The following is a 26,693-nucleotide window of genomic DNA, read 5'->3' as shown; positions in this document are numbered from 1 at the left end:
CATGAGTTCGGAACCAGTAACATCACGTAAGGATACATCCGGTAAAGGAGCTACCCGGCGGGCAGAGCGCCGTCAGTCGCTGTTTTTTCAGGTTCGTTCAGAGCTTCTGGCGCTTTTGCCGGAGACACTTTCCTACTCCGCTCGTCTCTTTATCGGCTTCAGTCTTCTGACGCTGATCTCCTCTCTGCTTGTGGTTTATGCCGCCTATGAGAATCGTCTTGCTTATGCTGCGCTTCAAAACCTGGAAAAGCGTCAGCGGCACTATGATGTTGAGTGGGGGCAGCTGCTGCTGGAGCGAAGCACTTTGGCGTCGCCAAGCCGTATCGAAAGTATTGCCCGAAAATCTCTGCAGATGCGCCAGATACAGCCAGAGAGTATTCAGGTACTTAATGCCTCGCAAATACGTGCAGAGCAATCCAGATCTGTTACGACGGGTTCACTTGCCTCAAAAGCTGTTACCTTGCCCCTTGCGACTGATTCCTCTGTAAAGGCTGATAACTGATGGATGACAGAAAAAAGTCAGCTCTTATTGGCTACCGCTACCCGATTGCTTTGATTGTTCTTCTGATTGCAGGTTTGCTGTTAGCCGGGCGGATGGTGCATCTGCATATATCAGATCGGGACTTTTTGCAGGAGCAGGGGGACGCCCGTAGCGTTCGTACTGAGCCTATTCCCGGTTATCGCGGTATGATTCAGGATCGCAACGGCGAGCCTCTTGCTGTTAGTACACCGGTGACCACACTCTGGGTGAATCCAAAGCACTTTGATGCTTCTGAGGAGCAGTTAGCACTTTTGGCTGATGCGATACAGATGTCATTGCCAAAGTTGAGGGCGCGTCTGAAATCGGCCGAAGGGAAGGGCTTTATATACCTGCGACGGCATATGGTTCCCGAGGATGCTAACCGTGCTTTAGCCTTGAATATTTCAGGGGTCTATGGATTGCCGGAGTATAAGCGTTATTATCCGGCCCATGAAATGGCGGCCCACCTGATTGGCTTTACCAATATTGATGATCAGGGACAAGAAGGTTTAGAGCTGGCCTTTAATGAGGCGCTAAAAGGGGAGCCCGGTGAAAAACGTGTACTGAAAGACCGGCGGGGTCATATTTTTCGCGATCTTCAGATTTTGAAGGAGCCGCAACCAGGGCAGAATATTCAGTTAACTATTGATCTTAAACTGCAGTTTATGGCTTATCGTGAACTGAAAGCTGCTGTTGAGCAGCATGGTGCTAAGTCAGGCTCGGTTGTTTTGTTGGATGCTGAATCCGGCGATGTACTGGCTATGGTTAATCAGCCTTCCTACAACCCGAATGATCGTAGCTCGCTTGATTTGAGAGCGCTGCGTAACCGGGCTTTGATTGATTTGTTTGAGCCAGGATCACCGATTAAACCACTAACAGTCGCTGCGGCTATCAATAGTGGCCATTATAAGGCGGATGACGTCGTTAATACTTCTCCGGGCTATCTGAGGTTGGGCAATCAGAGTATTCGTGATTTTCGTAATTATGGTGCCATGGATCTGACGAAAATTATTACTAAATCCAGTAATGTGGGTGTGGCTAAAATTGCGCTTTCGATGCCAATTGATACGGTTTGGTCATTTCTGCAGCAGTTAGGTTTGGGGCAGGGAACCGGTATTGGGTTTCCCGGTGAGGCAGTTGGTACTCTGGTCGCTCCAAGAGAAGGGCAGCGGGCTAAGATTGCAACGATGGCTTATGGTTACGGTTTGGCTGTTACGTCACTGCAGCTGGCACAGGCCTATCAGGTCTTAGCCAATCATGGTTTGAAAAAATATGTCTCTCTGATTAAAGGAGGAGACAGACTGCCGGACGAACAAATTCTGTCAGCATCAACAGCCAATCGTGTCGTGGAAATGATGGAAACCGTGACGCTTCCAGGCGGAACCGGAACAAGGGCTGTTATTCCGGGTTACCGGGTTGCCGGTAAAACCGGTACGGTTCACAAAGTAGGTTCAACCGGCTACGAGTATGAGTATATGGCTGTTTTTGCTGGTATTGCTCCTGTGTCGGACCCCAAGGTTGTCGCCGTTATCTGGGTGGATAGCCCTTCAGGGCGTGAATATCATGGCGGTGAGGTAGCGGCACCTATTTTTAGTCGTATTATGGGTAATGCATTACGCTATCTGAATGTACCGCCGGATAATATAGCTGAAGGGACAAATGATGACCTCTGATCGTTTTGTTACCTGTGTGCTGGAGGCGATTACAGCCTTATTTCCTCCTCTGTCAGAGCTGAAAAAGCCTGAGGGTGTTCTCTGTATCGATTCCCGCTGTATCTCCGAGGGTGATGTTTTTGTTGCTTTAAATGGTACGCGTCATCGGGGGCTAGATTTTATCCCGGAGGCTAAGGCGTTGGGTGCCAGCCTGGTTTTACTTGAGTCAGACTGTGATGACTTCTACTTGGTTGACCTGCTGCCGGTTGTTGCTTTAAAGCACCTGAGGCAGCGTTTGGGGGAGTGGTTGGCTCAGGCGGGTGAGCTGTCTGATAATGGACTGCACCTGATCGGTATTACCGGTACTAATGGCAAAACATCAGTCAGTCATTATCTGGCAAGTATGTTAGAAGGTTTACAACAAAAGGCTGCAGTAATCGGTACTGTCGGTATCGGTGCTCCCGGCGCGCTAACGACGGCAACACATACGACCCCTGATTTGGTTCGGTTACATAAAGTAATGTCGGAGCTAAAGCAGGAAGGTTATGCCTATCAGGCGATGGAGGTCTCCTCCCATGCACTGGATCAGTTGCGTACAGCTGGAGTGCCTTTTGAGGTAGCCGTGTTTACCAACCTTAGCCGTGATCATCTTGATTATCATGGCACGATGGCTGCCTATGGTTATGCCAAATCCCAGCTGTTTACCCGGTATCCTATACATTATGCGGTCATCAATGCTGATGACGCTTATAGCACGACGCTGGAACAGTATATCAATCAGTCTGATCACCAACCCCGGATTTATCGTTATAGCCTGAATGACAATGAGGCGGATCTTTATTGTGTGAGCTGCAGAGCTGGGTCTCGGGGGTTCGCTTTGTCGTTGGCTGGTCGCTGGGGTGCATTTACTTTGCAACTCCCTCTGTTGGGGCGGTTCAATGTTGCTAATGCTTTAGCTGCAGCAACGACCTTATTAGCTCTGGGCTTTACTGCGGCTGATGTTGTGACTCAACTGGAAGGTGTCCGGCCTGTTGCAGGTCGTATGCAGCTGGTTTTCCCTTTACAGAATCAGAATGTGCCTCAACCGCAGGTGGTGGTGGATTATGCCCATACACCTGATGCTTTGGAAAACGCTCTTTTAGCTGTTAAAGAGCATATTCAGGGTCGTCTTTGGTGTGTTTTTGGTTGCGGTGGCGATCGTGATGCCGGTAAGCGCCCTATTATGGCGGAAGTTGCATCACGACTTGCTGATGAAGTTGTTCTTACTAGTGATAATCCACGTACAGAAGACCCTGTTCATATTTTGTCCCAGGTTAAACAGGGGTTGCTGAAGTCTGCAATATTCTCATCGACTGACCGGGCTGAAGCGATTCGAAAAGCTGTTATGGGTGCTGATCCTGAGGATGTGATCCTGATCGCCGGTAAAGGCCATGAGGCGTATCAGGATATTCAAGGGGTGCGTCACCATTTTGATGATGTGGAGCAGGCAAGGCTCGCCCTGGATCTGCGTTCCTCCGAAAACTCAAAAGTAAAAGAGGGATTGCTATGATACGTTCACTTTCTTTTGCTGAGTTGCAACAACGTTTCGGTGGTGAGTGTTATGGCTCTCTTAACGGTTTCACTCAACTGGAAACCGACTCTCGCCAACCTTTGGAAGGTAAGGTGTTTCTGGCTTTAAAAGGTGAACGCTTTGATGGCCACAGGTTTTGTCAGCAGGCAAAAGAGCAGGGAGCCACAGGCCTTGTGGTCAGTGATTACCAGCCTGGTATTGACCTGCCCCAGTGGTGCGTACCGGATACCCGAATTGCTTTAGGGCAGATTGCGCTGTTTAACCGAGAGCTGTTCCAGGGGGGCGTTATCGCTATTACCGGCAACAGCGGTAAAACCACAGTAAAGGAGATGCTGGGCTCAGTTCTCAGTCAGGCTTTTGGCTCGGACTCGGTCTTGATTACTGCGGGAAACTTTAATAATGATATCGGTGTGCCTCTGACACTTTTGCGGCTCTCTCCAGAGCACCGGTTTGCAGTAATTGAGCTCGGCGCTAATCATCTAGGAGAGATTGAGTATTGTGCCGGCTTAGCGAGGCCGGATATTGGCGTTGTGCTGAATGTGACCGGTGCGCATCTGGGTGAATTTGGTTCCACGGATAATATCGCTCAGGCCAAGGGCGAGTTGATTTTAGCCTTGGGTGAGGGCGGTTGCGCTATCATCAATCAGGATGATGTCTATGCGGAATACTGGCGCTCTTTAGCGTCGGTCTGCAGACTCACAAGCTATGGTGTTAGCTTGGGGCAGGCTGAAGCAGGCGCTGAGGTTAAGGCTAAGAATATACAGATTAAAGATGCAGGTTATACCTTCGATCTCTGCTTTCAGCATGATTGTTTCCCCGTTTTTCTTCAGGTTCCGGCGCGTCATAATGTCAGTAATGCTTTGGCGGCTGCAGCTGCGGCACTACAGTTAGGCGTTTCTTTGCGAACAATAGCTGAGGGCCTTGGGCGCTTTTCTGGTGTAGTAGGGCGATTGCAAATCGTTACTGGCTTTAAACAGTCGAGTATTATTAATGACAGTTACAATGCCAATCCCGGATCTGTCAGAGCTGCTATAGATACACTTATGGACTTCAGTGGTCAGCATATACTGATATTAGGTGATGTTGGTGAGCTGGGCGATGAGTCGGTACAAGCTCATACATCACTAGGGGAGTATGCACGGGAAAAGGGCGTAGATTATCTGTTCACTTATGGTGATCTGACCCGGCATACCGCTGATGCCTTTGGCGCTAATGCCTGCCATTTTACAGACCAGCTACGACTTGCGGAGTCGGTGAAAGTGCTGCTGACACAAGATACCGCTGTACTGGTGAAAGGTTCCCGTAGTATGCAGATGGAGGTGGTGGTGGAAGCATTAAGCCCACCTCCTCCAGCGGACTGAATAACAATAATGGTCTTTGGTTCAGGTTCAGGCTGAGCAAGGCTTCAATTTACATTTATCACGAAAAACCCCGAAGAGGGTATAACAGGGAAATAACCTACAGATGCTTCTGATTCTTGCTGACTGGCTGTCCCAATATTACAGCGCATTTTCTGTGTTTAACTATCTGACGCTGCGAGCGATTCTGGGTGTGCTTACGGCCCTGTCGCTGTCGCTTTTTCTTGGCCCCTGGATGATCCGCAAGCTAGTATCGGCGCAGATCGGTCAGGCAGTGCGTGATGATGGCCCGGAAAGTCATCTGAGTAAGAACGGAACCCCGACCATGGGCGGTGCTTTGATCATCAGTGCCATCGCAATCAGTACGTTACTGTGGGGAGACTTATCAAACCGTTATGTCTGGGTTGCACTGGCTGTTACTCTGATGTTTGGTGCCGTGGGCTGGGTTGATGATTACCGCAAAGTCGTTGAGAAGAATTCCCGGGGCCTGCCGGCAAAATGGAAGTATTTCTGGCAGTCTGTTGCAGGCTTGGGCGCGGCTGTTTTCCTGTTTCAAAGTGCCCCGACCGCAGCTGAAACCTCTTTGATTCTGCCCTTCCTGAAAGACTTCAGTTGGGAGATGGGGATCTTCTTCGTGGTCTTAACCTATTTTGTTATTGTGGGTACCAGTAATGCAGTTAACCTGACCGATGGTTTGGATGGTTTGGCTATTTTACCCACGGTGATGGTGGCCTCGGCCCTTGGGGTTTTTGCTTATGCATCGGGTAATATCGAGTTTTCAGCTTATCTGAAAATCCCTTATATCATCGGCTCAGGTGAGCTTCTTGTATTCTGCGCGACAATTGCTGGTGCGGGCCTTGGCTTTCTTTGGTTTAACACCTATCCGGCGCAGGTTTTTATGGGCGATGTGGGAGCACTAGCGTTAGGTGCTGCGTTGGGTGTTGTTGCTGTTATTGTGCGGCAGGAGGTTGTGCTCTTTATCATGGGTGGTGTCTTTGTGATGGAGACGGTCTCAGTTATTTTGCAGGTGGCTTCTTTTAAACTGACGGGTCGCAGAATCTTTCGTATGGCACCGATCCATCACCATTTTGAGTTAAAGGGATGGCCCGAGCCCCGTGTGATTGTCCGCTTCTGGATTATCACGGTTGTATTAGTTTTGATTGGTCTTGCGACTTTAAAGCTTCGTTGATTTATGCTGCCAGCCTTTTCACGTGGATCAACCGGAGCGTTGGTGTGCAAAGGTCAATATTTGATGAACTGCCGTTTCAGTAGAGGATGTTTTTGTGTCCCATAGCGTCGTTATAGGTTTAGGTCAGACTGGCATCTCCTGCGCCCGGTATCTCGCAGGCAAAGGGGAGCATTTTGCTATTGCGGATACCCGTTTTAATCCTCCTGGTTTGGCAGAGTTTGAACGTGAGTTTCCCGGTGTTGAACTCTGGCTGGGCCCGCTGGATGCAGGTCAGCTTTGCGAAGCGACTCGGTTGATTGTAAGTCCTGGTATTGCTGTCAGTGAACCCGCGATTGCCAAGGCTATGGCTTCAGGTGTACCTGTTGTGGGTGATGTTGAGCTATTTGCGTATGAGGCTTCCGCTCCTGTTGTGGCCATTACCGGCTCTAATGCGAAGAGCACTGTGACGAGCTTGGTGGGTTATATGGCTGAGAAAGCCGGTATTAATGTAGGTGTTGGCGGCAATATAGGTCTTCCGGTTCTGGATCTTCTGGCCGAAGGTGAGAAAGAGCTTTATGTCCTTGAACTCTCTTCCTTTCAATTGGAGACGACCCATAGTCTGAGAGCTCAGGCGGCTACTATTTTGAACCTAAGTGCAGATCATCTGGATCGTTATCCGGATATGCTGGAGTACGGTCTGGCAAAGCAGCGTGTTTATACGGGTTGTAAGTTGGCAGTGGTCAACAGAGGAGAAGACGCGACGTTGCCTGTGCATGAGTTTAAAAGTGATTTGGTGAGTTTCGGCTTGGATGTGCCTGAGGCAGGCCAGTTTGGTTTGATCTCAATGGGTGATCGTCAGTGGTTATCCCAGGGCGAAAACGCATTGATACCGGTTGATGATATTGCGTTGAGTGGTCGCCATGGTCAGCTAAATGCCTTGTCTGCGTTAGCTCTTGGCCAGGGGGCTGGTATCCCTATGGATGCAATGTTGGAGGCGCTGAAAGACTTTCAGGGGCTGGATCATCGTTGTCAGTTGGTACTGGAGCATGGTGGTATCCGGTATATCAATGACTCCAAAGGTACGAATGTCGGTGCCACGGTTGCTGCTTTGAACGGTCTTGCGGTGGATGGTCGTATTATTCTGATTGCCGGCGGAGATGGTAAAGGGGCTGAGTTTGATAGCTTGGCAGCGCCGGTTGCTGAATATTGTAAAGCTGTGGTTCTGATTGGCCGTGATGCTCATGTTATTGCAGAGTCTCTGGCGCCATCCACTCCTGTTTTCAGGGCTGTGTCGATGGAAGATGCCGTGAAAAAGGCGCACGGACTGGCTGTGTCAGGAGATCAGGTCTTGTTGTCTCCAGCGTGTGCCAGCTGGGATATGTTCGGAAGTTATATTGTTCGTGGCGATGCCTTCACGACTGCAGTAAAGGAAATCTGTTGTGCAGGCTGATCGTAAACAGCAATTGATTGATAAATGGCAGGTAATGACCGGGAAAGCAAAACAGCTTTCTCTCAGTGTCTATGAGGTACTACAGCCATTATTAGAGCTACTGAACCTTGTCCATGTCAACAAAGAAATGACCCGCCGTATTGATGGCTGGTTACTTTTTTCATCCCTGTTTCTGCTTTTTCTGGGCTGGCTGATGGTGACATCGGCATCTATGGAAATTGCCGGCAGCCGCTACGGGAATCCCTTCTTTTTCAGTATCCGGCACGGTATCTACCTGGTGATGGGCCTTGGGCTAGGACTCTTAGTAGCTCTTGTTCCTATTCGCTGGTGGTATGACAACAGCTTTGCCTTGTTATTGACAGCGTTTCTGCTGTTGATCGCTGTTTTGCTTCCGGGTATAGGTCGCGAAGTAAATGGTAGCTCTCGCTGGATCTCGCTTGGGATTGTTAACCTGCAGGCATCAGAGCTGGCTAAGCTTTTTATGGTGGTTTATCTGTCGGGTTATCTGGTTCGGCGGCTGGATGAGGTGCGTGAGCATTGGTCCGGGTTTATGAAGCCATTGGCTGTGATGGGCTTTATGGGGCTTTTGCTGATAATGGAACCGGACTACGGCGCCACTGTTGTGATCCTGGGTAGCATGTTAGGCATGCTTTTTTTATCCGGTGTCGGGATGAAGCGCTTTATCACACTAATGCTAAGCACTGTTGCTATGGCAGGGTTTATTGCACTACTGCAGCCTTATCGAATGAAGCGTCTGACCACTTACTTTGACCCATGGGCTGCCCAGTTTGACTCTGGTTATCAGCTGACCCAGGCATTGATTGCATTCGGGCGCGGGGGTTGGGATGGCCTGGGTTTGGGAAATAGTGTTCAGAAACTGTTCTATCTACCCGAGGCTCATACTGACTTTGTCTTTGCTATTCTGGCGGAAGAGCTGGGGTTATTTGGAGCCCTGATTACTTTATTTGTCTATGGCCTTCTGATTTACCGTATGTTTGTTATTGCCCGGAAAGCTGGTGAGCATAAACTCCTTTTTCACTGTTATGTGGCCTTTGGTCTGGCGCTGGTTATTGCGGCACAAACTTTTATTAATATTGGTGTGAATACCGGTCTGCTACCAACGAAAGGGCTGACATTACCCTTTATGAGTTATGGTGGCAGTAGTTTGTTAATTAGCTGTGTCATGGTTGCTATCTGTTTACGGATTGATCAGGAAACCCGTCATAAAGTTGATTTGTATGAGCAAAAAAGAGCGAAATATGCCCAGCGATATAATCGATAAAGATCGGGAGCATTCAGTGCCTACTGCTATGGCTATTGAAACAGGTCGTTACGCGGGTAAAAAAGTAATGCTGATGGCTGGTGGCACTGGTGGCCATGTTATTCCTGCCTTGTCACTAGCGGAACGCTTTATGGCTGAAGGTTTGCAGGTTGAATGGCTGGGGAGTCCCCAGGGTATTGAGAACCGACTGGTTCCGGCGGCAGGTATCGCCTTAAATCACATCGATGTTGTGGGGTTGAGGGGTAAGGGGTTGCTGCGAAAACTGATGGCCCCTTTTTTGGTCCTTAACGCCGTTAAGCAGGCTTTTGTTATTTTGTGCCGCTTTAAACCGGATTTTGTTGTGGGCTTAGGTGGTTTTGCTAGTGGTCCGGGAGGTATCGCAGCCCGGATTCTGGGTATTCCTGTTTTTATTCATGAACAAAATGCCGTAGCCGGTATGACCAATCGCTGGCTTTCGAAAGTGGCACGGCAAACCTTTGCGGCTTTCCCCGGTGCATTTGATGAGAAAGTAGGTGCTATTGTAACCGGTAACCCTGTTCGGGAGAGTTTACTGACGGTGCCCGATAAGTCTCTGCATACTTTACCGCTTAATATCCTGGTTGTGGGGGGAAGTTTGGGAGCTCAGGTATTTAACGAAAGATTGCCGGAAGCCTTATCAAAAATACCGCCTGAAGTGCGCCCTTATGTTTGGCATCAGGCTGGTAAAGGTAAGCTCGGTGCTACCGAGGAAAACTATCAGCACTTTAAAGTCGCTGCCCGCGCGCAGGAGTTTATTGATGACATGACCAAGGCTTTCGATTGGGCTGATTTAGTTATTTGTCGGGCAGGAGCTCTGACTGTATCTGAGTTGGCAGCTGCAGGTCGTGCCTCTGTGCTGGTTCCTTTGCCTATTGCGGTTGATGATCATCAGACGGCGAATGCACGCTTTTTAGTTGAAGCGGATGCAGGTATTCTGCTGCCTCAAAAAGAGATGGATGCTGATCATCTGTCTAATGTGCTCAGAGATCTGGTCAGTAATCCTGAAAAAATTATAACGATGGGTAAGAATGCTCGTCGTGTTGCACGACCACTGGCAACGGAAGCGGTCGTTCAAGGGTGTTTGGAGAAGCGTTTTGGCTGAAGAAAAAGTGGGTTATCAAGTCCCTGAAATGCGCCGCATTCGTCGGATTCATTTTGTTGGTATTGGCGGCGTTGGTATGTGTGGAATTGCCGAAGTCCTTCTTAATCAGGGGTATTCTATTTCTGGTTCTGATCTGAAAAAGTCTGCCAGTGTGCAGCGCTTACTGGACTTAGGTGCTGAAGTGTTTATCGGGCACGATGAAACCAACGTTTATGGCGCAGATGTGATTGTGGTTTCAACGGCGATCAACACAGATAACCCTGAAATTGCCTATGCCGTGCAGCGACGTATACCGATTGTCCGCCGTGCAGAGATGTTGGCAGAGCTGATGCGTTTTCGCCACGGTATTGCTGTGGCTGGTACCCATGGTAAAACGACGACTACCAGTCTGATGGCTACTGTTTTGGCGGAAGGTGAGCTTGATCCGACATTTGTGATTGGTGGCCGTCTTAATAGTGCTGGTAGCAATGCCCGCCTGGGGGAGAGTCGGTATCTGGTTGCTGAAGCGGATGAAAGTGATGCTTCATTCCTGCATCTGCAGCCTATGGTCGCGATTGTCACTAATATTGATGCTGATCATATGTCCACCTATGGCGGTGATTTCAGCAAACTGAAGCAGACGTTTATCGATTTTCTGCACAACCTGCCTTTCTATGGCCTGGCGGTTATCTGTGTCGATGATCCTGTCGTTCGTGAGTTAATTCCTCAGATCAGTCGCCCTATACTTACCTATGGCTTTAGTGATGATGCGGATTATCGTATTGTGAACTTTACTCAACAGGGGCAGAAAATCAGCTTTACAGCGATTCGCCCGGATGGTCATGCGGATCTTGATATTACGCTGAATATGCCAGGTCGGCATAACGCTCTGAATGCACTGGCTACTATTGTTGTTGCTACGGATGAAGGTGTAAGTGATGCAGCGATTGTTGCCGGTTTAGCACGCTTTGATGGTGTTGGACGACGTTTTCAGATTCTTGGTCAGCTAGAGCATGATCGAGGGCAGGCAATGTTGGTGGATGATTATGGTCACCACCCAACGGAAGTGGATGCCACGATTAAAGCGGTGCGCAGTGGTTGGCCTGATAAGCGTTTGGTTATGGTCTATCAGCCTCATCGCTATAGCCGTACGAGGGATCTGTATGAAGATTTTGTTCAGGTGCTTTCCGGTGTGGATAAGCTACTGTTAATGGAGGTTTATGCGGCGGGTGAGGAGGCTATTCCTGGTGCTGAAGGACGCTCTCTGAGTCGTAGTATCCGTGAGAGAGGGCAGGTTGAACCTGTTTTTATTCCAGAGAAATCGGAACTTAAGTCAGTACTCAGGTCAGTTTTGCAGGATGGAGATATATTACTTCTGCAAGGGGCTGGTGATATCGGTGGTCTGGCAACAAGTCTGAGTGCCAAGGGATTGAAGGAGTTCTGCGATGAGTGAGTTTCTAAACCCGGAGTCACCTCTTCGTGTGGCCGTTTTGTATGGCGGAACTTCAGCTGAGCGTGATGTATCCCTGAAAAGTGGCCAGGCTGTGATTGCGGCGCTGAAAACGACAGAGATTGATGTTATCGGTATTGATATTAATAATACTGGTGATTGGTTACCCTTATTACAGCAGGCCGATTTTGATGTCGCATTCCTTGCTCTACATGGACGAGGAGGTGAAGATGGCACGATACAAGGACTACTTGAGTGTTTGGAAATCCCGTATACCGGCAGCGGTGTTTTGGGTTCTGCTCTTGCAATGGACAAGCTGAAGACCAAGCAGGTTTGGCAGACACTTGGCTTACCAACACCGGGATATTGTTGGGTTGATGCGTCTACGGATCTGGAGGCGGTTTGGCGTAAGCTGGATGGTATACCTCTTATGGTTAAGCCGGTTCACGAAGGTTCCAGTATCGGCATGTCTAAAGTGGACCGCCTGGATCAGCTGCAGGATGCTGTCGCTAAAGCTGCTGATCTTGATAGTTGTGTTTTTGTTGAGCAATGGGTAACAGGTAAAGAATTTACTGTGTCCATTCTTAATGGAGAAGCCTTGCCGGTGATAGGATTAGAAACCAATCACCAGTTTTATGATTATGAAGCCAAGTATCTGGTGAACGATACCCGCTATCTTCTGCCCTGCGGTCTTTCTCTGGAAGAAGAGCGGCAGCTTCAGGCCCTTTCACTCAGAGCCTTCAATGCTGTAGGGTGCCAGGATTGGGGGCGGGTTGATCTGATGCTGAATGAAAAAGGTGAACCTCAATTATTAGAGGTTAATACGTTACCTGGAATGACAGATCATAGCCTTGTACCCATGGCTGCTCAGGCAAAAGGGTACAGCTTTCCTGAGCTGGTATTGGCAATAATTCAGGCTGCGAAGCAACGTTATGGCTTTTAAACAGACTCGGTTTTTCGGGTGGAGGTTGTGTGTTTAGTTTACCGGGGCGTATCAATTGGTTAAACCCTCTTGTATTAACTGGAGTTTTTGTTTTACTTGTGGCGGCACTCAAAGGAGTGCGGCCTTTACTTTATTGGCCGGTTGACGGTGTTCGGATCGTTGGTTCTATCGAGCATGTGGATAAAAAGCGACTGCAATATGTTTTAGCTGAGACTTTATCTGTTGGTTTTTTGGCATCAGACCTTAATGAAGTAAAAGAAGGTGTCGAAAGTTTGCCATGGGTTGCTAAAGCTCAGGTCAGCCGGGTTTGGCCGGAGCAAATTGAAGTTGCTGTCACAGAAAAAAAACCTGTTGCAAATTGGTTGCAAAATGGCTTTCTTGACTCTAATCTAGTTGCCTTTTTTCCTGTGGATCGCGTTGATCGTGAAGCACTGCCAAAACTTGCAGGCCCCAAAGGGGCCGGCAAGAGAGTTTGGGATTTTTACCGCGCTTTGTCTGCACGTGTTAAACCTATTGGGCTCAGTATCGATGTTGTTTCTGTCGCTAAGCACGGGGCTTGGTCTGTTTATCTTGAGGACGGCCCGTGGTTGTTAGTTGGTAAAGAGCAAACGACTGAGCGTATTGGCAGAATTGGGGCGGTGTACTCAAGTCTCAAAGACCGTTGGAGCGATGTCAGACTGATTGATCTTCGTTACCCGAACGGTTTTTCTGTTGAATGGGTGCAATAGAATTTATAATCTAGGGCAGAGCCTTAGATTTTTTAGTTTGTATTTTACGGTTTACGTTGACGCGTTGAGGAGAATGCCCGGCTTATGGCTGCAAATATGACGAACAACAATATGGTTGTCGGGCTCGATATCGGAACATCAAAAATTGTTGCCATCGTTGGTCACCGGACAGCAGATGGTGAAGTAGAGATTGTAGGTATAGGGTCGCATCCTTCCCGGGGGCTGAAAAAAGGTGTTGTTATCAACATCGAGTCCACTGTCCTTTCTATTCAGCGTGCAATCGAAGAAGCTGAACTGATGGCTGGCTGTAATATCCACTCTGTCTATGTCGGTATTGCAGGTAGCCATATACGTAGTATGAACTCTGATGGTGTGGCGACTACCTCAAACAGGGAGGTAACCGAGGATGATATTGATCGGGTTGTCAGCTCTGCCCGGGAGAAAGCAACATCACGCATTACCACAGACCAGGAGATCATCCACGTTATTCCCCAGGAATATACAATTGACCTCCATGAAGGCATCAAAGAGCCTCTTGGTATGTCTGGCCGTGAGATTAAAGTTCAGGTTCACTTAGTAACAGCGGCCGTTAATGCGATTCAGAATATTGTGAAGTGTGTTGGTCGTTGTGGTCTTGAGGTGGATGGCGTCATTCTTGAGCAGTTGGCCTCCAGCTATGCTGTACTGAATGAAGATGAGCGTGAGCTAGGTGTTTGCCTGGTTGATATTGGCGGTGGTACGACAGATATAGCTATATTTACAGAAGGTGCTATTAAGCACACTTCTGTTATTCCGATTGCCGGTGATCAGGTTACCAATGATATTGCGATGGCATTGCGTACCCCGACACAGAACGCGGAAGAGATTAAAATAAAATATGCATGTGCATTAACGCAGCTGGCGAGTGAAGAGCATGTATTCCAGGTGCCTAGTGTAGGAGAACGCCCTCCGCAGGAACTGTCGCGACAGCGATTAGCGGAGGTTGTTGAGCCTCGTTATGAAGAGCTTTTTACACTGGTTCTTGACGAGATACGTCGAAGTGGCTTCGAAGACCTGATACCTGCGGGAATCGTGCTGACCGGCGGAACTTCAAAAATGGAAGGTGTTGTTCAGCTTGCTGAGGAAATTTTTCATATGCAAGTCAGGATTGCGTCGCCAAGTAACATCAAAGGGTTATCCGATGTTGTCGGAAACCCCATTTATTCGACGGGTGTCGGGTTGTTAGTCTATGGGCTGGAAAATACGGGAGCGACATCAAACTCTCGTGCAGCCTATATAGAAGAACAATCCCCCGGGCAGGCTGATGATATGAGCATCGTTGAGAAGGTCAGAGGCTGGTTCAAGGGTAACTTCTGATTGAGCTGCGTTAAGTGCGTTTGAGGAGACTGAAACATGTTTGAGATTTTAGATAATGCAGCAAACGCCAATGCTGTCATCAAAGTTGTTGGTGTCGGTGGTGGTGGTGGTAATGCTGTTACCCATATGCTTCGTCACAACGTCGAAGGTGTTGACTTTATTGTTGCCAATACCGATGCACAGGCATTGAAAAAAGTTGAAGCAAAAAGCATTCTTCAGCTGGGCAGTGAATTGACAAAAGGTTTGGGTGCCGGAGCTAACCCAGAAGTTGGTCGTCAGGCTGCTCTTGAAGACCGTGAACGCATCGCGGAGCTTTTGAATGGCTCAGATATGGTGTTTATTGCCGCAGGAATGGGCGGTGGCACAGGTACAGGCGGTGCTCCGGTCATTGCCGAGGTTGCCCGTGAGTTGGGTATTCTGACGGTAGCCGTTGTAACAAAACCCTTTCCTTTCGAAGGCCGTAAGCGTATGGCTATTGCCGACCAGGGAATTCAAGCGCTTTCTGAACATGTGGACTCTCTGATTACAATCCCAAATGAGAAGCTTCTGACAGCACTGGGTAAAAACACCAGTCTGTTACAGGCTTTTGGTGAAGCTAATAATGTACTTCTTGGTGCAGTGCAGGGGATTGCAGATCTGATTACCCGTCCAGGCATGATCAATGTCGATTTTGCTGACGTGCGTACGGTGATGTCAGAAAAAGGCATGGCAATGATGGGTACAGGTACTTCCAGTGGTGAAAATAGAGCAATTGAGGCAACTGAGAAAGCGATTCGGAGTCCTCTGCTGGAAGATATTGACTTGCGGGATGCTCGCGGTATTTTGGTGAATATCTCCGCTGGGTCTGATTTCTCAATTGGCGAGTTTACCGCTGTGGGTGATTTGCTGGACGAGTTTTCTTCGGAGCACTCGACTGTTGTTATTGGTACTTCCATTGATCCTGAAATGGACAGCAATGATGAGGTTAAGGTGACTGTTGTCGCTGCTGGGCTTGAGCAGGATCGGGCTACCCAGGCTCCTAAGCCTGTTGCCACCACCACCGCTGCTACTAAGCCGCAAACATCTTCAGTTCCGGTTGACTATACAAAACTTGACAGGCAGCCCGCGATTAATCGTAAAGAACAAGATGCTGCTGCGGTTAAAAAGCAAGCTGAGAATAAATCAGATATGGATTATCTGGATATTCCGGCTTTTTTACGTCGTCAGGCTGATTAATTAAGAGTAAGTCATAATTTTAATTAATCGCAAACGAAACATCTGCAAAAATGCAATAAACTCGGTAGTGGCTTTTACTGCGTATCTGTTAAGATATGGTTCATTCCTACCCAAAAGATAAAAGATATAGTCATGATAAAACAGCGGACTCTCAAGAATACAATTCGAGCAACAGGTGTTGGTCTTCACTCCGGTGAGAAAGTGTACTTAACCCTGCGTCCGGCTGCTGTCGATACCGGTATCGTTTTTCGACGTACTGATCTTGATCCGGTAGTCGAAATAAAGGCTACTGCGACTAATGTCAGTGAGACAACCATGTCCACGACAATTTCTCAGGGTGATGTTAAGGTTGGTACTGTAGAGCATTTGTTATCCGCTTTGGCTGGTTTGGGTATTGATAACCTGTACGTTGAAGTAAGTGCACCTGAAGTTCCTATTATGGATGGTAGTTCGGGTCCTTTTGTCTTTTTGGTTCAGTCTGCAGGAATTCAGGAGCAAGAGGCTGCTAAGAAATTTATCCGCATCAATAAGTCTATTGTTGTTGAAGAGGGTGATAAGAGTGCATCCTTCTTACCTTACGATGGTTTTAAGGTTTCTTTTGCTATCGACTTTGATCATCCTGTTTTTGCATCCCAGCGTCAGAAAATCTCTATTGATTTTTCAAGCACTTCTTTTGTTAAAGAGGTCAGTCGGGCGCGTACTTTCGGCTTTATGCAGGATATCGAATTCCTTCGTTCCAAGAATTTAGCCCTTGGTGGCAGCATGGATAATGCTATTGTTGTTGATGAGTATAGTATCCTCAATGAAGATGGCTTACGGTATGAAGATGAGTTTGTTCGCCATAAAGTACTTGATGCTATCGGTGATCTCTACTTGCTGGGCTATGGTTTGGTTGGAGAGTTTAAAGGTGTTAAGTCGGGTCACGGACTAAATAATAAGTTGCTACGTGAGCTGCTACAGCATGAAGATTGCTATGATGTGATCACCTTTGATGAGGCCGAGGCATCTCCGATTTCATACATGAAGCCTGCAGCAGCGGGATAATGCGTTTCTGGATTTTTTAAAAACCTCCCGGCTGGGAGGTTTTTTTATACCTGCGATTTACCTGTTACGGATTAATCGGGTTGACGTATATGTCTTGCCAGCCTTGATAGGCTTTTTTGTAGCTCTGGGTCACTGCATTTTTCTGCCGCGAAGGTGACATCGGCTGCTATTTTCTCCGAGCGGTGAGGCTTTTCGATAGGAGGGGCCGTTTTTTTAATGCTATCGGGGCGAACTTTGATGGTTACTTTCTCTATTTTTGCCCAAGAGTAACGTTGATTTATTTTCTGCACTATTAATCTTTGCTGTAGCCTGAGTCGGGTCAACAGTGCTGCAGAGGATATGTGTATAATGATTTCGCTTCGGCTGATATTTGCTACTTTAGCTTTGCCATTCATTGCAGATGGCAATATTGATGATATCTCTGTATCTAACTGTTGCAGAACCTCTGCTTTGTGAAACAGCTTGGAGAGTAAGGTGTTTTCTTTGTTAATAATCTCATTAAGGCGTTTTGTCGAGCGGTGTGATCGCATATACTGTGCCTGTAATAATAGGTCGGGTAAAAAGTATTTTGTATACGGAAATAGCAAAAGGTTTGTTTAATGAATATCGTAATTTTCAATGATAGCCATTCAGCGTCGAAAAACCTACACATCCCAAGTTGGATGTTAGGTGTTCTTTTGACGGTATTCATTTTTGCTCCTCTGTCTGTTGGCAGTGTTGGCCTTTATATGGCGCTGAATAATGAATCTCCTTTGTTGACAGAAGAGTCAGCTCAGGAATGGTTGCAGGATATTCGGAAACAAAAAGAAGATATTGATGTACTTCGCCGTAATTCCCAGGAGCAGTTGGATGCGTTAACCGTTCGTATTGCTGAGTTACAGGCGCGTCTCGTACGACTGGATGCTTTGGGCAAACGCTTGACTCATATCGCTGATCTCGAAGAGGGTGAGTTTGATTTTGACCGCACACCTCCCGTTGGTGGCCCTGAAGCGATGGAGATGGGAGTGAGCGTTGAAGTTGATGATTTTGTTTCGACGATTGATGATCTTGCCAGAACCATTGATGATCGCGAGCAACAGCTCCAGGTTATTGAGTCATTATTGGGCAGTCGTAAAATTCAGGATGATGTTTTTATTGCAGGCCGCCCAATTAAGAAGGGCTGGTTATCATCAAAGTACGGTAAGCGCACCGACCCATTTACTGGTCGTATTGCATGGCATGAAGGTGTTGATTTTGCAGGTAAAGATGGCTCGGATGTAATTGCTGTAGCGGCAGGTGTTGTTACTTGGGCAGGCCCTCGATACGGTTATGGTTTATTGGTTGAAGTGGATCATGGTGATGGCTATACCACTCGTTATGCTCATAATAAAAAGGCCTTGGTTAAGCCGGGTGATATTGTGAGTAAAGGGCAGGTGCTCTCTTTGATGGGGAGTAGTGGTCGATCCACTGGTCCCCATGTCCATTACGAAGTGAGGCATAGGGGGCGCTCTATGGACCCCGCCAAGTTTATTTATCGCGCAAGCCGATAAACCCAGTTTGAATCATTTCTGCCCGCATAAGTACATGTTACTATGCGGGCAGAATTTTTTTATTTTTCCGTGCCTTAACGCTCTTATGCGTCCTCATAGCTGAAGAAATAACATGGTTGCATCTCTTTTAAAAAAAATTATTGGTAGTAAAAATGACCGTGAACTGAAGCGGTTGAGAAAGACGGTTAACACAATTAACGGTCTGGAAGATCAAATAAAGTCTCTATCTGATGAACAGCTGCAGGCCAAAACTGTAGATTTCCGGGAGCGCCTGGAAAAAGGTGAAGTTCTAGACACCCTGCTCCCGGAAGCATTTGCCGTATGTCGTGAAGCCAGTGCCCGTGTGATGGGTATGCGCCACTTTGATATGCAGCTTATTGGTGGCATGGCTCTTAATAGCGGTAAAATTGCTGAAATGCGCACCGGTGAAGGTAAAACATTGGTGGCGACTCTTGCGGTATATCTGAATGCATTGCCCTCTAAAGGTGTGCATGTTGTAACCGTAAATGATTACTTAGCACGTCGTGACGCCGAATGGATGCGTCCACTTTATGAATTTCTGGGGCTGACAGTTGGTGTTTCCGTTCCTGGTATGAACTCTGAACAGAAACGTGAAGCCTACGCCTGCGATATTACCTACGGCACCAACAACGAATTTGGCTTCGACTACCTTCGTGACAACATGGCATTCAGCCTTGAAGACCGTGTTCAGCGCGATCTTCATTTTGCAGTTGTGGATGAAGTTGATTCGATTCTGATTGATGAAGCTCGTACACCACTGATTATCTCTGGTGCTGTTGAAGATAGCTCAGAGATGTATCGCACGATCAATGCACTGATTCCTAAGCTTCAGGAGTGCGTTGAAGAGGATGGTGAAGGCCATTTCACTAAAGATGAAAAGCACCGCACGGTAGAGTTAACAGAAGACGGTCACCAGTTTGTTGAGAATCTGCTGATTGAGAAGGGCTTACTGCCTGAAGGTGAAAGCCTTTATGCGCCAGCAAACCTGGGTTTACTGCATCATATTAATGCTGGACTGCGTGCTCATAATCTATTCCAGCGTGATGTGCATTATATTGTGCAGGATAACGAAATCGTTATTGTTGACGAACATACAGGGCGCACCATGCCCGGTCGTCGCTGGTCTGAAGGCTTGCACCAGGCTGTTGAAGCCCGTGAAGGTGTTACGATTCAGAACGAAAGCCAGACCCTGGCTTCAACGACTTTCCAGAACTATTTCCGCTTGTATGAAAAACTTTCAGGCATGACGGGAACCGCAGATACTGAAGCTTTTGAGTTTCATCAGATTTACAGTCTTGATGTGGTGGTTATCCCTCCGAATAAAACGGTTCAGAGGAAAGACCTGAATGACCTTATTTTCTTGACGATGGAGGATAAGTTCAATGCCATTATTAAAGACGTTAAATATGAGGTGGAGCACCAGCGCCCGGTCTTGGTTGGTACTGCTTCTATTGAGGCGTCTGAGTATCTGAGTCGCCTTCTGACTAAGGCTGATGTTAAGCATAATGTTCTGAATGCCAAGCAGCACGATAAAGAAGCTCATATTATTGCACAGGCTGGTCGTCCAGGTGCTGTAACAATTGCCACAAATATGGCAGGTCGTGGTACCGATATTGTTTTAGGTGGCAGCTGGGAAAATGAAATTGAACAGCTGGAATCCCCTGATCAGGAACAGATTGATAAAATTAAGGCGGAGTGGAAGATACGCCACGATGCTGTTTTAGATGCTGGTGGTCTGCATGTGATCGGCTCTGAACGCCACGAATCACGTCGTATTGATAACCAGCTCCGAGGTCGTTCAGGCCGTCAGGGTGACCCTGGTTCTACCCGCTTCTTTTTGTCTTTAGAAGATGACCTGATGCGCTTGTTCGCGTCTGAGCGTGTGCGTGGCTTTATGCAGGCGCTGGGAATGGAAAATGGTGAAGCCATTGAACACCGTATGGTGACCAATGCGATCGAGAAAGCGCAACGTAAAGTTGAAGGGCGCAACTTCGATATCCGTAAGCAGCTGTTAGAATATGATGATGTTGCCAACGACCAGCGTTCCGTTGTTTATCAGCAGCGAGAAGATGTTCTGAAGAGTGAGTCGATTGCTGAGATTATCGACTCAATTCGCAGTGATGTTGTAAATGATGCCATCAGCACCTTTATCCCGCCGCAAAGTATGCCGGAGCAGTGGGATGTTGCAGGCTTGGAAGCACACCTTGAGGCTGAGTTTGCGCTGCGCCTGCCAATTCAGCAGTGGCTGGATGATGATCAGCAACTGTTCGAGGATAGTCTGCGCGAAAAAATTCTTGCGGAATTATCGCAGCTTTATCGTGACAAAGAAGCCCATGTCGGTGAAGGCACGATTCGTCAGTTTGAAAAACAAGTGCTTCTTCAGGTATTGGATACTCGCTGGAAAGAGCACCTTGCGGCCATGGACCATCTTCGTCAGGGGATTCACCTGCGGGGTTACGCGCAGAAAAACCCTAAGCAGGAGTATAAGCGTGAATCCTTTGAGTTATTCCAAGAGATGCTGGGCAATATCAAGCATGATGCAATTCGTATTTTGAGCCATGTTCAGGTACAGCAGGAAGCTGATGTTGAAGAGATGGAGCGCCGCCGCCGGGAAGCACAGGAAGAGCAGGCCTATCAGTATCAGCATGCAGAAACGAATGCTATGGGTGCTGAGCAGGAAGATATGCCTCAGGATGAGAATGGAGCCCAGCCCTTTGTGCGTGATGGCCGGAAAGTTGGTCGTAATGAGCCTTGTCCGTGTGGCTCCGGTAAAAAATATAAGCAATGTCACGGTAAACTGAGTTAAGCGAAAACTGTCATCAGATATTGAGGAGTGTGGTCATGGCCGTTGGCCTATCGGAGTTACCTGTATTTAATACCATCTCAGGTGTGCGTTTAGGTGTTGCTTGTGCAGGAATCAAAAAGCCGGGACGTAAAGATGTTGTTGTTATTGAGTGCCCGGCAGATGCAACTGTTGCCAGCGTGTTTACTAAGAATGCTTTTTGTGCTGCCCCTGTACAGGTGGCAAAAAAACATCTGGAAAAAGCATCGCCACGCTATTTTCTGGTAAATACCGGTAATGCCAATGCAGGTACTGGCTCTGACGGTGTTGCTGCTGCGGCTCGTTGCTGCGCTTCACTTGCGGACAAAACCGGTGTTGCTGATTATGAAGTACTACCTTTCTCAACAGGTGTGATCGGTGAGCCGCTACCGGTTGATAAAATAGAAGCGGTTCTGGCAGATGCTGTAGCTGACTTGTCAGAGAATAACTGGGCTTCTGCAGCAGAGGGTATTCTGACGACAGACACCCGTCCTAAAGGTGCTGTTGCAACTGTGGAGATTAATGGGGAAACCGTCCATATCAGTGGTATTTCCAAAGGCTCCGGTATGATTAAACCCAATATGGCAACCATGTTGGGCTATATTGCAACAGATGCAAAAATTGATCAGGCATTGCTGCAACAGATGCTTACCACAACAACCAATCGTTCGTTTAACCGCATCACGATTGATAGTGATACATCAACGAATGATGCCTGCATGCTGGTTGCTACCGGACGATCTGCTGTCATTACAGCTGATGATACTGCTGCTGTTGAAGCTTTCCAGCAAGCGCTGGATAGTGTTGCCCAGCCCTTGGCTCACGCTATTGTGAAAGATGGTGAAGGTGCCACGAAATTTGTTGAGATCTCTGTCACCCATGCAGGCAATAGTGAAGAAGCTCTTGAAGTTGCCTTTACGGTCGCCCATTCACCTCTGGTTAAAACGGCACTTTTTGCCAGTGATGCTAACTGGGGACGGATTCTTGCCGCCGTGGGACGTGCTGATGTGAAGCAGCTGGATGTTGATAATATCAATATCTGGCTGAGCGATGTTCAAATCGTTGAGATGGGTGGCCGCTGTGCTACTTATACGGAAGAAGCCGGTTCCGCTGTTATGGCCCAGGAAAATATCTCTATTCGAATCGATTTGGCTCGTGGTGAATCAGCCGAAACAGTTTGGACAACAGATCTGTCTCACGATTATGTCAGCATTAATGCTGACTATCGTAGTTAGAAGCTGTATCTGTTCTCCGACTGAAAATGATTGAGTAGACTCCAGAGGGTAGGATGCAGATTGATGTGACAATGATCATTGTCGCTTGTCATTGATCGGTATCCTGCTTTTTTTGTTTTTGATACTAAGAAGTACAGGTGCCCTATGCCCAAGCATCTTCATGTTGCTGCTGCTGTTGTGCGTAATGATAAAGGGGAAATTTTGATTGCCCGCCGTCCTGCTACAGTTGATCAGGGAGGACTCTGGGAGTTTCCCGGTGGTAAGCTGGCTCCCTATGAAACAGGTCGTCAGGCATTAGATCGAGAGTTATGTGAAGAGGTGGGTATTCATGTTGAATCTGCTTCTCCCCTGATCCGTATTCATCACCGTTATCCGGAGCGCGCCGTTCTGTTAGATGTCTGGCAGGTCAGTGCTTTTTCTGGTGAGGCGTATGGACGTGAAGGGCAGGCGGTTCGTTGGGTTAAAGAAGAAGATCTGTCCCAATACAGTTTTCCTGAAGCCAATAAGCCGATTCTGAAAGCATTGCGCCTGCCAGACCACTATATGGTCACAGGTGATGCTGAGAATGAAGAGCAGTGGTTGCAGAAGCTTCATATAGCACTTAATACGGATATTGAACTTGTTCAGCTACGTGCCCATGACCTCTCTGAAGACGAATTTGTTAAACGTGCTAATGCTGCCCTGGAGTTGACGCGGAAAGCTGGTGCTTTGCTGATTTTGAATGCCGAGCCGTCGATACTTGACAGGGTTGATGCTGACGGTATTCACCTCACTACTGAACGGCTGTCTCACTATGCGAGTCGTCCGATTCCTGCGAGTAAATGGTTATCCTGTGCCTGCCATAATCCTACGCAGCTTCAGATGGCTCAGGTTTTGAATGCTGATATGGTTACGTACAGCCCTGTGCTGGAAACGGAAAGCCACCCGGGTGTCGAGCCTTTGGGCTGGCAGGCGTTTCATAATGCTATTGAACCTATTCCTATACCTGTTTATGCCTTGGGAGGCCTTGGCCGTTCGGATATTCGTCGGGCGCGGGGTTTAGGAGGGCAAGGAGTTGCGGGTATTCGGGCTTTTTGGCCCCAAGAAGTCGTCTGATTTTTGATGGCTTATCCGCTGTCTTAAGCGTGGTCCTGATCTTCCCTTGGCCAAATGATGTAGTGCCCCAATGAATGATGTAGTGCCCCAATGAGTGTACGTTACGCATTGGGGGACTCAGGACTCGATTGTTGCAGTTTAGTCTTTAGGGTACATATCCATTAAATCACTACTGGCCTCATCAAAAGCGCTCTCACCCGCAATTTTATGATTTTCACTGGCCCATTCCCCCAGATCAATCAGGCGACAACGATCACTGCAAAAAGGTCGGTGTGTACTCGCTTCACTCCAGACAACATCTGTTTTACACGTTGGGCACTTTACGGTCAGTGGTTTTTTAGACATCTTCACATCCGGTTAACAAAAGGTCATTTGATTTAACAGTGCCTGGCTTTATTCGTCAGACTTGTGTTTTGGCATGCTGCTTTGCCAGTTTCAGATAGTGCTGGTGGGCCTTCAGGCACTCAGATTGCAGATAAGCCAGATCCCGGTCATTGACAATAATATCATCCGCTTTCTTCCGGCGTTCATCCCGAGTCATCTGAGCCTTGAGAATAGCCTTAACGCCCTCACTATTGCTCTGGTCCCTGATTATTGTGCGTTCCATCTGAAGAGCTTCCGGCACATCGATTAAGAGCACTCTGTCCGTCAGCTGGTTTTGCCTGCTTTCAAACAAAAGAGGTGAAACTAAGATACTGTAAGGGGAGTCTGAGTCCGCCAGCTTGTTGATGATACGCTGACGTATGGCCGGGTGGGTTACTGATTCCAGCCAGCGTCGTTCTTCAGGGTGCTGGAATATTCTCTCTCTGAGCCATGAGCGGTTTAGGGAACCATCTGGATTCAGAGACCCGGGGCCAAAATGTTCTGATATTTTAGCCAGTGTATCTGTGCCAGGCTTAACAACGGCCCTAGCTTCTATATCTGCATCAACAATACAGATATTTAGTGTGGCAAAGTAATCTGACGCCGCCGTTTTTCCGGAGCCGATACCTCCGGTCAGACCAATGACTAATCTGGTTGTATTCATGGGATCTTTTCAAACCTTAAAGAAATAGCTTAGCCATAATGGCGCGCACGGTATCAGGAAATGCGAGGCAGAGCCAGCCTGAAAAAGCTAAAGCGGGCCCAAATGGAACTCCTTCCTGGTGTCCGCGGTGCTTTGCCTTGTAGGCGAGCCCTATGATGAGCCCTGTAAGAGCACTCATAATAAGCAAGGCTGGCAAAAGACTGGCTCCCAGCCATGCACCCAGTGCGGCCAGCAGTTTGAAGTCCCCGTAACCCATACCCTCCTTCCCTGTGGCCAATTTGAACAGCCAATAAATGCTCCAGAGTATCAGATAGCCTAATGCTGCTCCCCAAAGGGCTTCATTCAGAAAAGCAGGTCGATAAATACTCTGATACAGCAAGCCACCCCAAAGTAAAGGCAAGGTCAGTCGATCAGGTAGAAGGAAGGTTTTAAAGTCGATAATGCTGAGTGCTAGGAGTAACAGGCTGACGATAAAGAAAGTGATACCTTCTGGTGATAAGCCAAATAACTGCCAGCTGATAACAGCAAAAAAACCAGATGTTATCTCAACAAACGGGTACTGAAACGAGATAGTGCTTTTACAGTTGTTGCAGCGGCCTTTTAATACCAGGTAGCTAATAACAGGTATGTTTTGCCATGCCTTTACCGGGGCCTGACAAGCAGGGCAGTGGGAGCCGGGCCATGCGAGGTTAAACGGTTGGCTATTCTGCTCCGTTTGGTTGTTAGGGGAGAGGCTTGCTGGCCGGCACTGTTCCATAAACTCCCTGTGCATCATCAGAGGTAAACGGTAAATAATGACATTAAGAAAACTTCCCAGTAGTAGGCCGATCAAAGTCACTAATATGGTGGTCGCTATTGGCTCTTTATTCAGAAGGTAGATCAGTTCGTTCATCAGAAAAGACTGCCCATTTTGAAAATAGGTAAATACATGGCAAGAACCAGTCCTCCTACCATAATACCAAGCACAGCCACGACGATGGGCTCTAGCAGGGTTGTCATACTTTCCACAGCATCATCAACTTCCTCTTCATAGAAATCTGCAACTTTATTCAGCATGCTATCCAATGACCCTGACTCTTCTCCAATCGAAACCAGCTGTATCACCATTACAGGGAAGGCATGCGTGCTTTTTAAGGCGAAATTTAATTGCTGACCCACTGAAATATTATCCCTAGCCTGAATAATGGCTTTGGCAAAAACCCTGTTACCGGCAGCTCCAGCTGCCGATGCCATAGACTCTATCAAAGGAACTCCTGATGCAAATGAGGTTGAGAGCGTTCGGGAGAACCTTGCGATGGATGATTTACGTAGAATGGGGCCAATAACCGGTAATTTAAGCATCAGAGCGTTAATACGGTAAGCGAAAGTCTTTGAAGACTTGTAGCTTCGAATAAAAATCAGAGGAGTCATAGTGAGAAGACTCAAGATTAGCCACCAACCTTGTTGAACCCATTCAGAAAGCTCAAGTACAGCTCTGGTTATTGCCGGAAGTTCTGCGTTAAAGCTGTTAAATAACGATTCAAATTGAGGAATAACTTTAAGCAGCAAAATCAGCATGACAACGACGCCGATAGCGACGACTGCGGCCGGATAATAGAGCGCTTTTTGGATTTTAGTTCTGATGCGATCGGTCTTCTCTTTATATATGGCCAGCCGATCCAGCATTGTATCCAGTGAGCCTGATTGTTCGCCAGCCTCGACGAGGTTGCAGAAAAGCCTATCAAAAACCTTGGGGTGCTTTCGTAGCCCCATGCTAAGCATATTCCCATCAGTGACTTCATTTCGGACGCTCAGTATAACTGTCTGCATAGCCGCATTTTCAAGACCTTCTGCGATCACATTAAGAGACTGTATCAGGGGAACGCCAGCCCGAAGCATAGTGGCAAGCTGGCGGGTAAAAAGTGTTGTGTCCCGTTGCGTTATTTTTTGCTTGCCGATGCCAAAGCGGGCTGGTTTTTTTTTGCGGATACTCTTTGGCGTAATGCCCTGTTTACGCAGATAGATCTTTGCTCTGTTCAGGCTTAATGCCTGAAGCTCACCATGGGTTTTATTGCCAGACTGGTCAACACCGTGCCAGCTGAACACTGAATATGGCTGTTTTTGTTTTTCTGGTTTTATCATCGTGTCTTA

The 26,693-nt window shown here is 47.8% G+C and carries 23 protein-coding genes; 18 read left to right on the top strand and 5 right to left on the bottom strand.

Features of this window, described 5'->3' with window-relative positions:
- Position 1 precedes the first annotated feature (1 nt).
- The 14 genes from ftsL to lpxC all read left to right on the top strand — a co-directional run bounded on the left by ftsL (position 2) and on the right by lpxC (position 16,835).
- Positions 2 to 502, top strand: a complete 501-nt coding sequence (gene ftsL, locus ACN0R8_RS08645) for a cell division protein FtsL (RefSeq protein ID WP_417596678.1) — start codon at positions 2 to 4, stop codon at positions 500 to 502.
- The gene (locus ACN0R8_RS08640) at positions 502 to 2,193 is read left to right on the top strand and encodes a peptidoglycan D,D-transpeptidase FtsI family protein (RefSeq protein ID WP_417596677.1); all 1,692 of its coding nucleotides are present in this window, start codon (positions 502 to 504) and stop codon (positions 2,191 to 2,193) included. The genes ftsL and ACN0R8_RS08640 overlap by 1 nt, the downstream gene beginning before the upstream one ends.
- On the top strand, positions 2,183 to 3,721 hold the full coding sequence (locus ACN0R8_RS08635) for a UDP-N-acetylmuramoyl-L-alanyl-D-glutamate--2,6-diaminopimelate ligase (RefSeq protein ID WP_417596676.1): 1,539 nt from the start codon (positions 2,183 to 2,185) through the stop codon (positions 3,719 to 3,721). The genes ACN0R8_RS08640 and ACN0R8_RS08635 overlap by 11 nt, the downstream gene beginning before the upstream one ends.
- The gene (locus ACN0R8_RS08630) at positions 3,718 to 5,103 is read left to right on the top strand and encodes a UDP-N-acetylmuramoyl-tripeptide--D-alanyl-D-alanine ligase (protein WP_417596675.1); all 1,386 of its coding nucleotides are present in this window, start codon (positions 3,718 to 3,720) and stop codon (positions 5,101 to 5,103) included. The genes ACN0R8_RS08635 and ACN0R8_RS08630 overlap by 4 nt, the downstream gene beginning before the upstream one ends.
- A 103-nt stretch (positions 5,104 to 5,206) precedes the next feature.
- Positions 5,207 to 6,289: a phospho-N-acetylmuramoyl-pentapeptide-transferase gene (gene mraY / locus ACN0R8_RS08625; RefSeq protein WP_417596674.1), complete on the top strand. Its 1,083-nt coding sequence runs from the start codon at positions 5,207 to 5,209 to the stop codon at positions 6,287 to 6,289.
- 94 nt (positions 6,290 to 6,383) lie between these two features.
- Positions 6,384 to 7,718, top strand: coding sequence for a UDP-N-acetylmuramoyl-L-alanine--D-glutamate ligase (gene murD, locus ACN0R8_RS08620; RefSeq protein WP_417596673.1), 1,335 nt, complete (start codon positions 6,384 to 6,386; stop codon positions 7,716 to 7,718).
- Positions 7,708 to 9,000: a putative lipid II flippase FtsW gene (ftsW, locus tag ACN0R8_RS08615; protein WP_417596672.1), complete on the top strand. Its 1,293-nt coding sequence runs from the start codon at positions 7,708 to 7,710 to the stop codon at positions 8,998 to 9,000. The genes murD and ftsW overlap by 11 nt, the downstream gene beginning before the upstream one ends.
- Entirely contained in the window at positions 8,978 to 10,120 is a 1,143-nt protein-coding gene (murG, locus tag ACN0R8_RS08610; RefSeq protein WP_417596671.1) for an undecaprenyldiphospho-muramoylpentapeptide beta-N-acetylglucosaminyltransferase, read from the top strand. The genes ftsW and murG overlap by 23 nt, the downstream gene beginning before the upstream one ends.
- 28 nt (positions 10,121 to 10,148) lie before the next feature.
- The gene (murC, locus tag ACN0R8_RS08605; protein ID WP_417596855.1) at positions 10,149 to 11,552 is read left to right on the top strand and encodes a UDP-N-acetylmuramate--L-alanine ligase; all 1,404 of its coding nucleotides are present in this window, start codon (positions 10,149 to 10,151) and stop codon (positions 11,550 to 11,552) included.
- The gene (locus tag ACN0R8_RS08600; RefSeq protein ID WP_417596670.1) at positions 11,545 to 12,492 is read left to right on the top strand and encodes a D-alanine--D-alanine ligase; all 948 of its coding nucleotides are present in this window, start codon (positions 11,545 to 11,547) and stop codon (positions 12,490 to 12,492) included. The genes murC and ACN0R8_RS08600 overlap by 8 nt, the downstream gene beginning before the upstream one ends.
- A 29-nt stretch (positions 12,493 to 12,521) precedes the next feature.
- Positions 12,522 to 13,220, top strand: coding sequence for a cell division protein FtsQ/DivIB (locus tag ACN0R8_RS08595; protein ID WP_417596669.1), 699 nt, complete (start codon positions 12,522 to 12,524; stop codon positions 13,218 to 13,220).
- Between the two features lie 84 nt (positions 13,221 to 13,304).
- A complete protein-coding gene (gene ftsA, locus ACN0R8_RS08590; RefSeq protein ID WP_077242858.1) occupies positions 13,305 to 14,576 on the top strand; it encodes a cell division protein FtsA in 1,272 nt (423 codons plus the stop codon).
- Positions 14,577 to 14,612: 36 nt separating this feature from the next.
- A complete protein-coding gene (gene ftsZ / locus ACN0R8_RS08585) occupies positions 14,613 to 15,791 on the top strand; it encodes a cell division protein FtsZ (protein WP_417596668.1) in 1,179 nt (392 codons plus the stop codon).
- 132 nt (positions 15,792 to 15,923) lie between these two features.
- Positions 15,924 to 16,835: a UDP-3-O-acyl-N-acetylglucosamine deacetylase gene (gene lpxC / locus ACN0R8_RS08580; protein ID WP_077242856.1), complete on the top strand. Its 912-nt coding sequence runs from the start codon at positions 15,924 to 15,926 to the stop codon at positions 16,833 to 16,835.
- 71 nt (positions 16,836 to 16,906) lie between these two features.
- On the opposite strand, the gene ACN0R8_RS08575 is transcribed toward lpxC, so the two are convergent.
- On the bottom strand, positions 16,907 to 17,365 hold the full coding sequence (locus ACN0R8_RS08575) for a DciA family protein (protein WP_417596667.1): 459 nt from the start codon (positions 17,363 to 17,365) through the stop codon (positions 16,907 to 16,909).
- Positions 17,366 to 17,434: 69 nt separating this feature from the next.
- On the opposite strand from ACN0R8_RS08575, the gene ACN0R8_RS08570 reads away from it, so the two are divergent.
- The 4 genes from ACN0R8_RS08570 (at position 17,435) to ACN0R8_RS08555 (ending at position 23,536) form a co-directional block, all read left to right on the top strand.
- Complete coding sequence (locus ACN0R8_RS08570; protein ID WP_417596665.1) at positions 17,435 to 18,364, top strand: peptidoglycan DD-metalloendopeptidase family protein; 930 nt, start codon at positions 17,435 to 17,437, stop codon at positions 18,362 to 18,364.
- A gap of 112 nt (positions 18,365 to 18,476) precedes the next feature.
- Positions 18,477 to 21,191 carry a preprotein translocase subunit SecA gene (gene secA, locus ACN0R8_RS08565; protein ID WP_417596664.1) on the top strand — a complete coding sequence of 905 codons (2,715 nt, stop codon included), beginning with the start codon at positions 18,477 to 18,479 and terminating at the stop codon, positions 21,189 to 21,191.
- A 35-nt stretch (positions 21,192 to 21,226) separates the two neighbouring features.
- On the top strand, positions 21,227 to 22,441 hold the full coding sequence (gene argJ, locus ACN0R8_RS08560) for a bifunctional glutamate N-acetyltransferase/amino-acid acetyltransferase ArgJ (protein WP_417596663.1): 1,215 nt from the start codon (positions 21,227 to 21,229) through the stop codon (positions 22,439 to 22,441).
- Between the two features lie 144 nt (positions 22,442 to 22,585).
- A complete protein-coding gene (locus ACN0R8_RS08555) occupies positions 22,586 to 23,536 on the top strand; it encodes a Nudix family hydrolase (protein ID WP_417596662.1) in 951 nt (316 codons plus the stop codon).
- A 138-nt stretch (positions 23,537 to 23,674) separates the two neighbouring features.
- Here ACN0R8_RS08555 and yacG read toward each other — a convergent pair whose 3' ends face one another.
- The 4 genes from yacG to ACN0R8_RS08535 are packed head-to-tail and all read right to left on the bottom strand — an operon-like array spanning position 23,675 to position 26,684.
- Entirely contained in the window at positions 23,675 to 23,881 is a 207-nt protein-coding gene (gene yacG / locus ACN0R8_RS08550) for a DNA gyrase inhibitor YacG (protein WP_417596661.1), read from the bottom strand.
- 55 nt (positions 23,882 to 23,936) lie between these two features.
- Positions 23,937 to 24,563 carry a dephospho-CoA kinase gene (gene coaE / locus ACN0R8_RS08545; protein WP_417596660.1) on the bottom strand — a complete coding sequence of 209 codons (627 nt, stop codon included), beginning with the start codon at positions 24,561 to 24,563 and terminating at the stop codon, positions 23,937 to 23,939.
- A 16-nt stretch (positions 24,564 to 24,579) separates the two neighbouring features.
- Positions 24,580 to 25,455, bottom strand: coding sequence for a prepilin peptidase (locus ACN0R8_RS08540; protein WP_417596659.1), 876 nt, complete (start codon positions 25,453 to 25,455; stop codon positions 24,580 to 24,582).
- Complete coding sequence (locus ACN0R8_RS08535) at positions 25,455 to 26,684, bottom strand: type II secretion system F family protein (RefSeq protein WP_417596658.1); 1,230 nt, start codon at positions 26,682 to 26,684, stop codon at positions 25,455 to 25,457. Before ACN0R8_RS08535 ends, ACN0R8_RS08540 begins: the two co-directional genes overlap by 1 nt.
- Between the last annotated feature and the right edge of the window lie 9 nt (positions 26,685 to 26,693).

Origin of the sequence: Oceanospirillum sp. (assembly GCF_048265165.1) — a bacterium.
Taxonomy (GTDB): Bacteria; Pseudomonadota; Gammaproteobacteria; order Pseudomonadales; family Halomonadaceae; genus Oceanospirillum.
The sequence above is the reverse complement of the archived record's forward strand: the minus strand, read 5'-3'. Positions and strand labels throughout refer to the sequence as shown.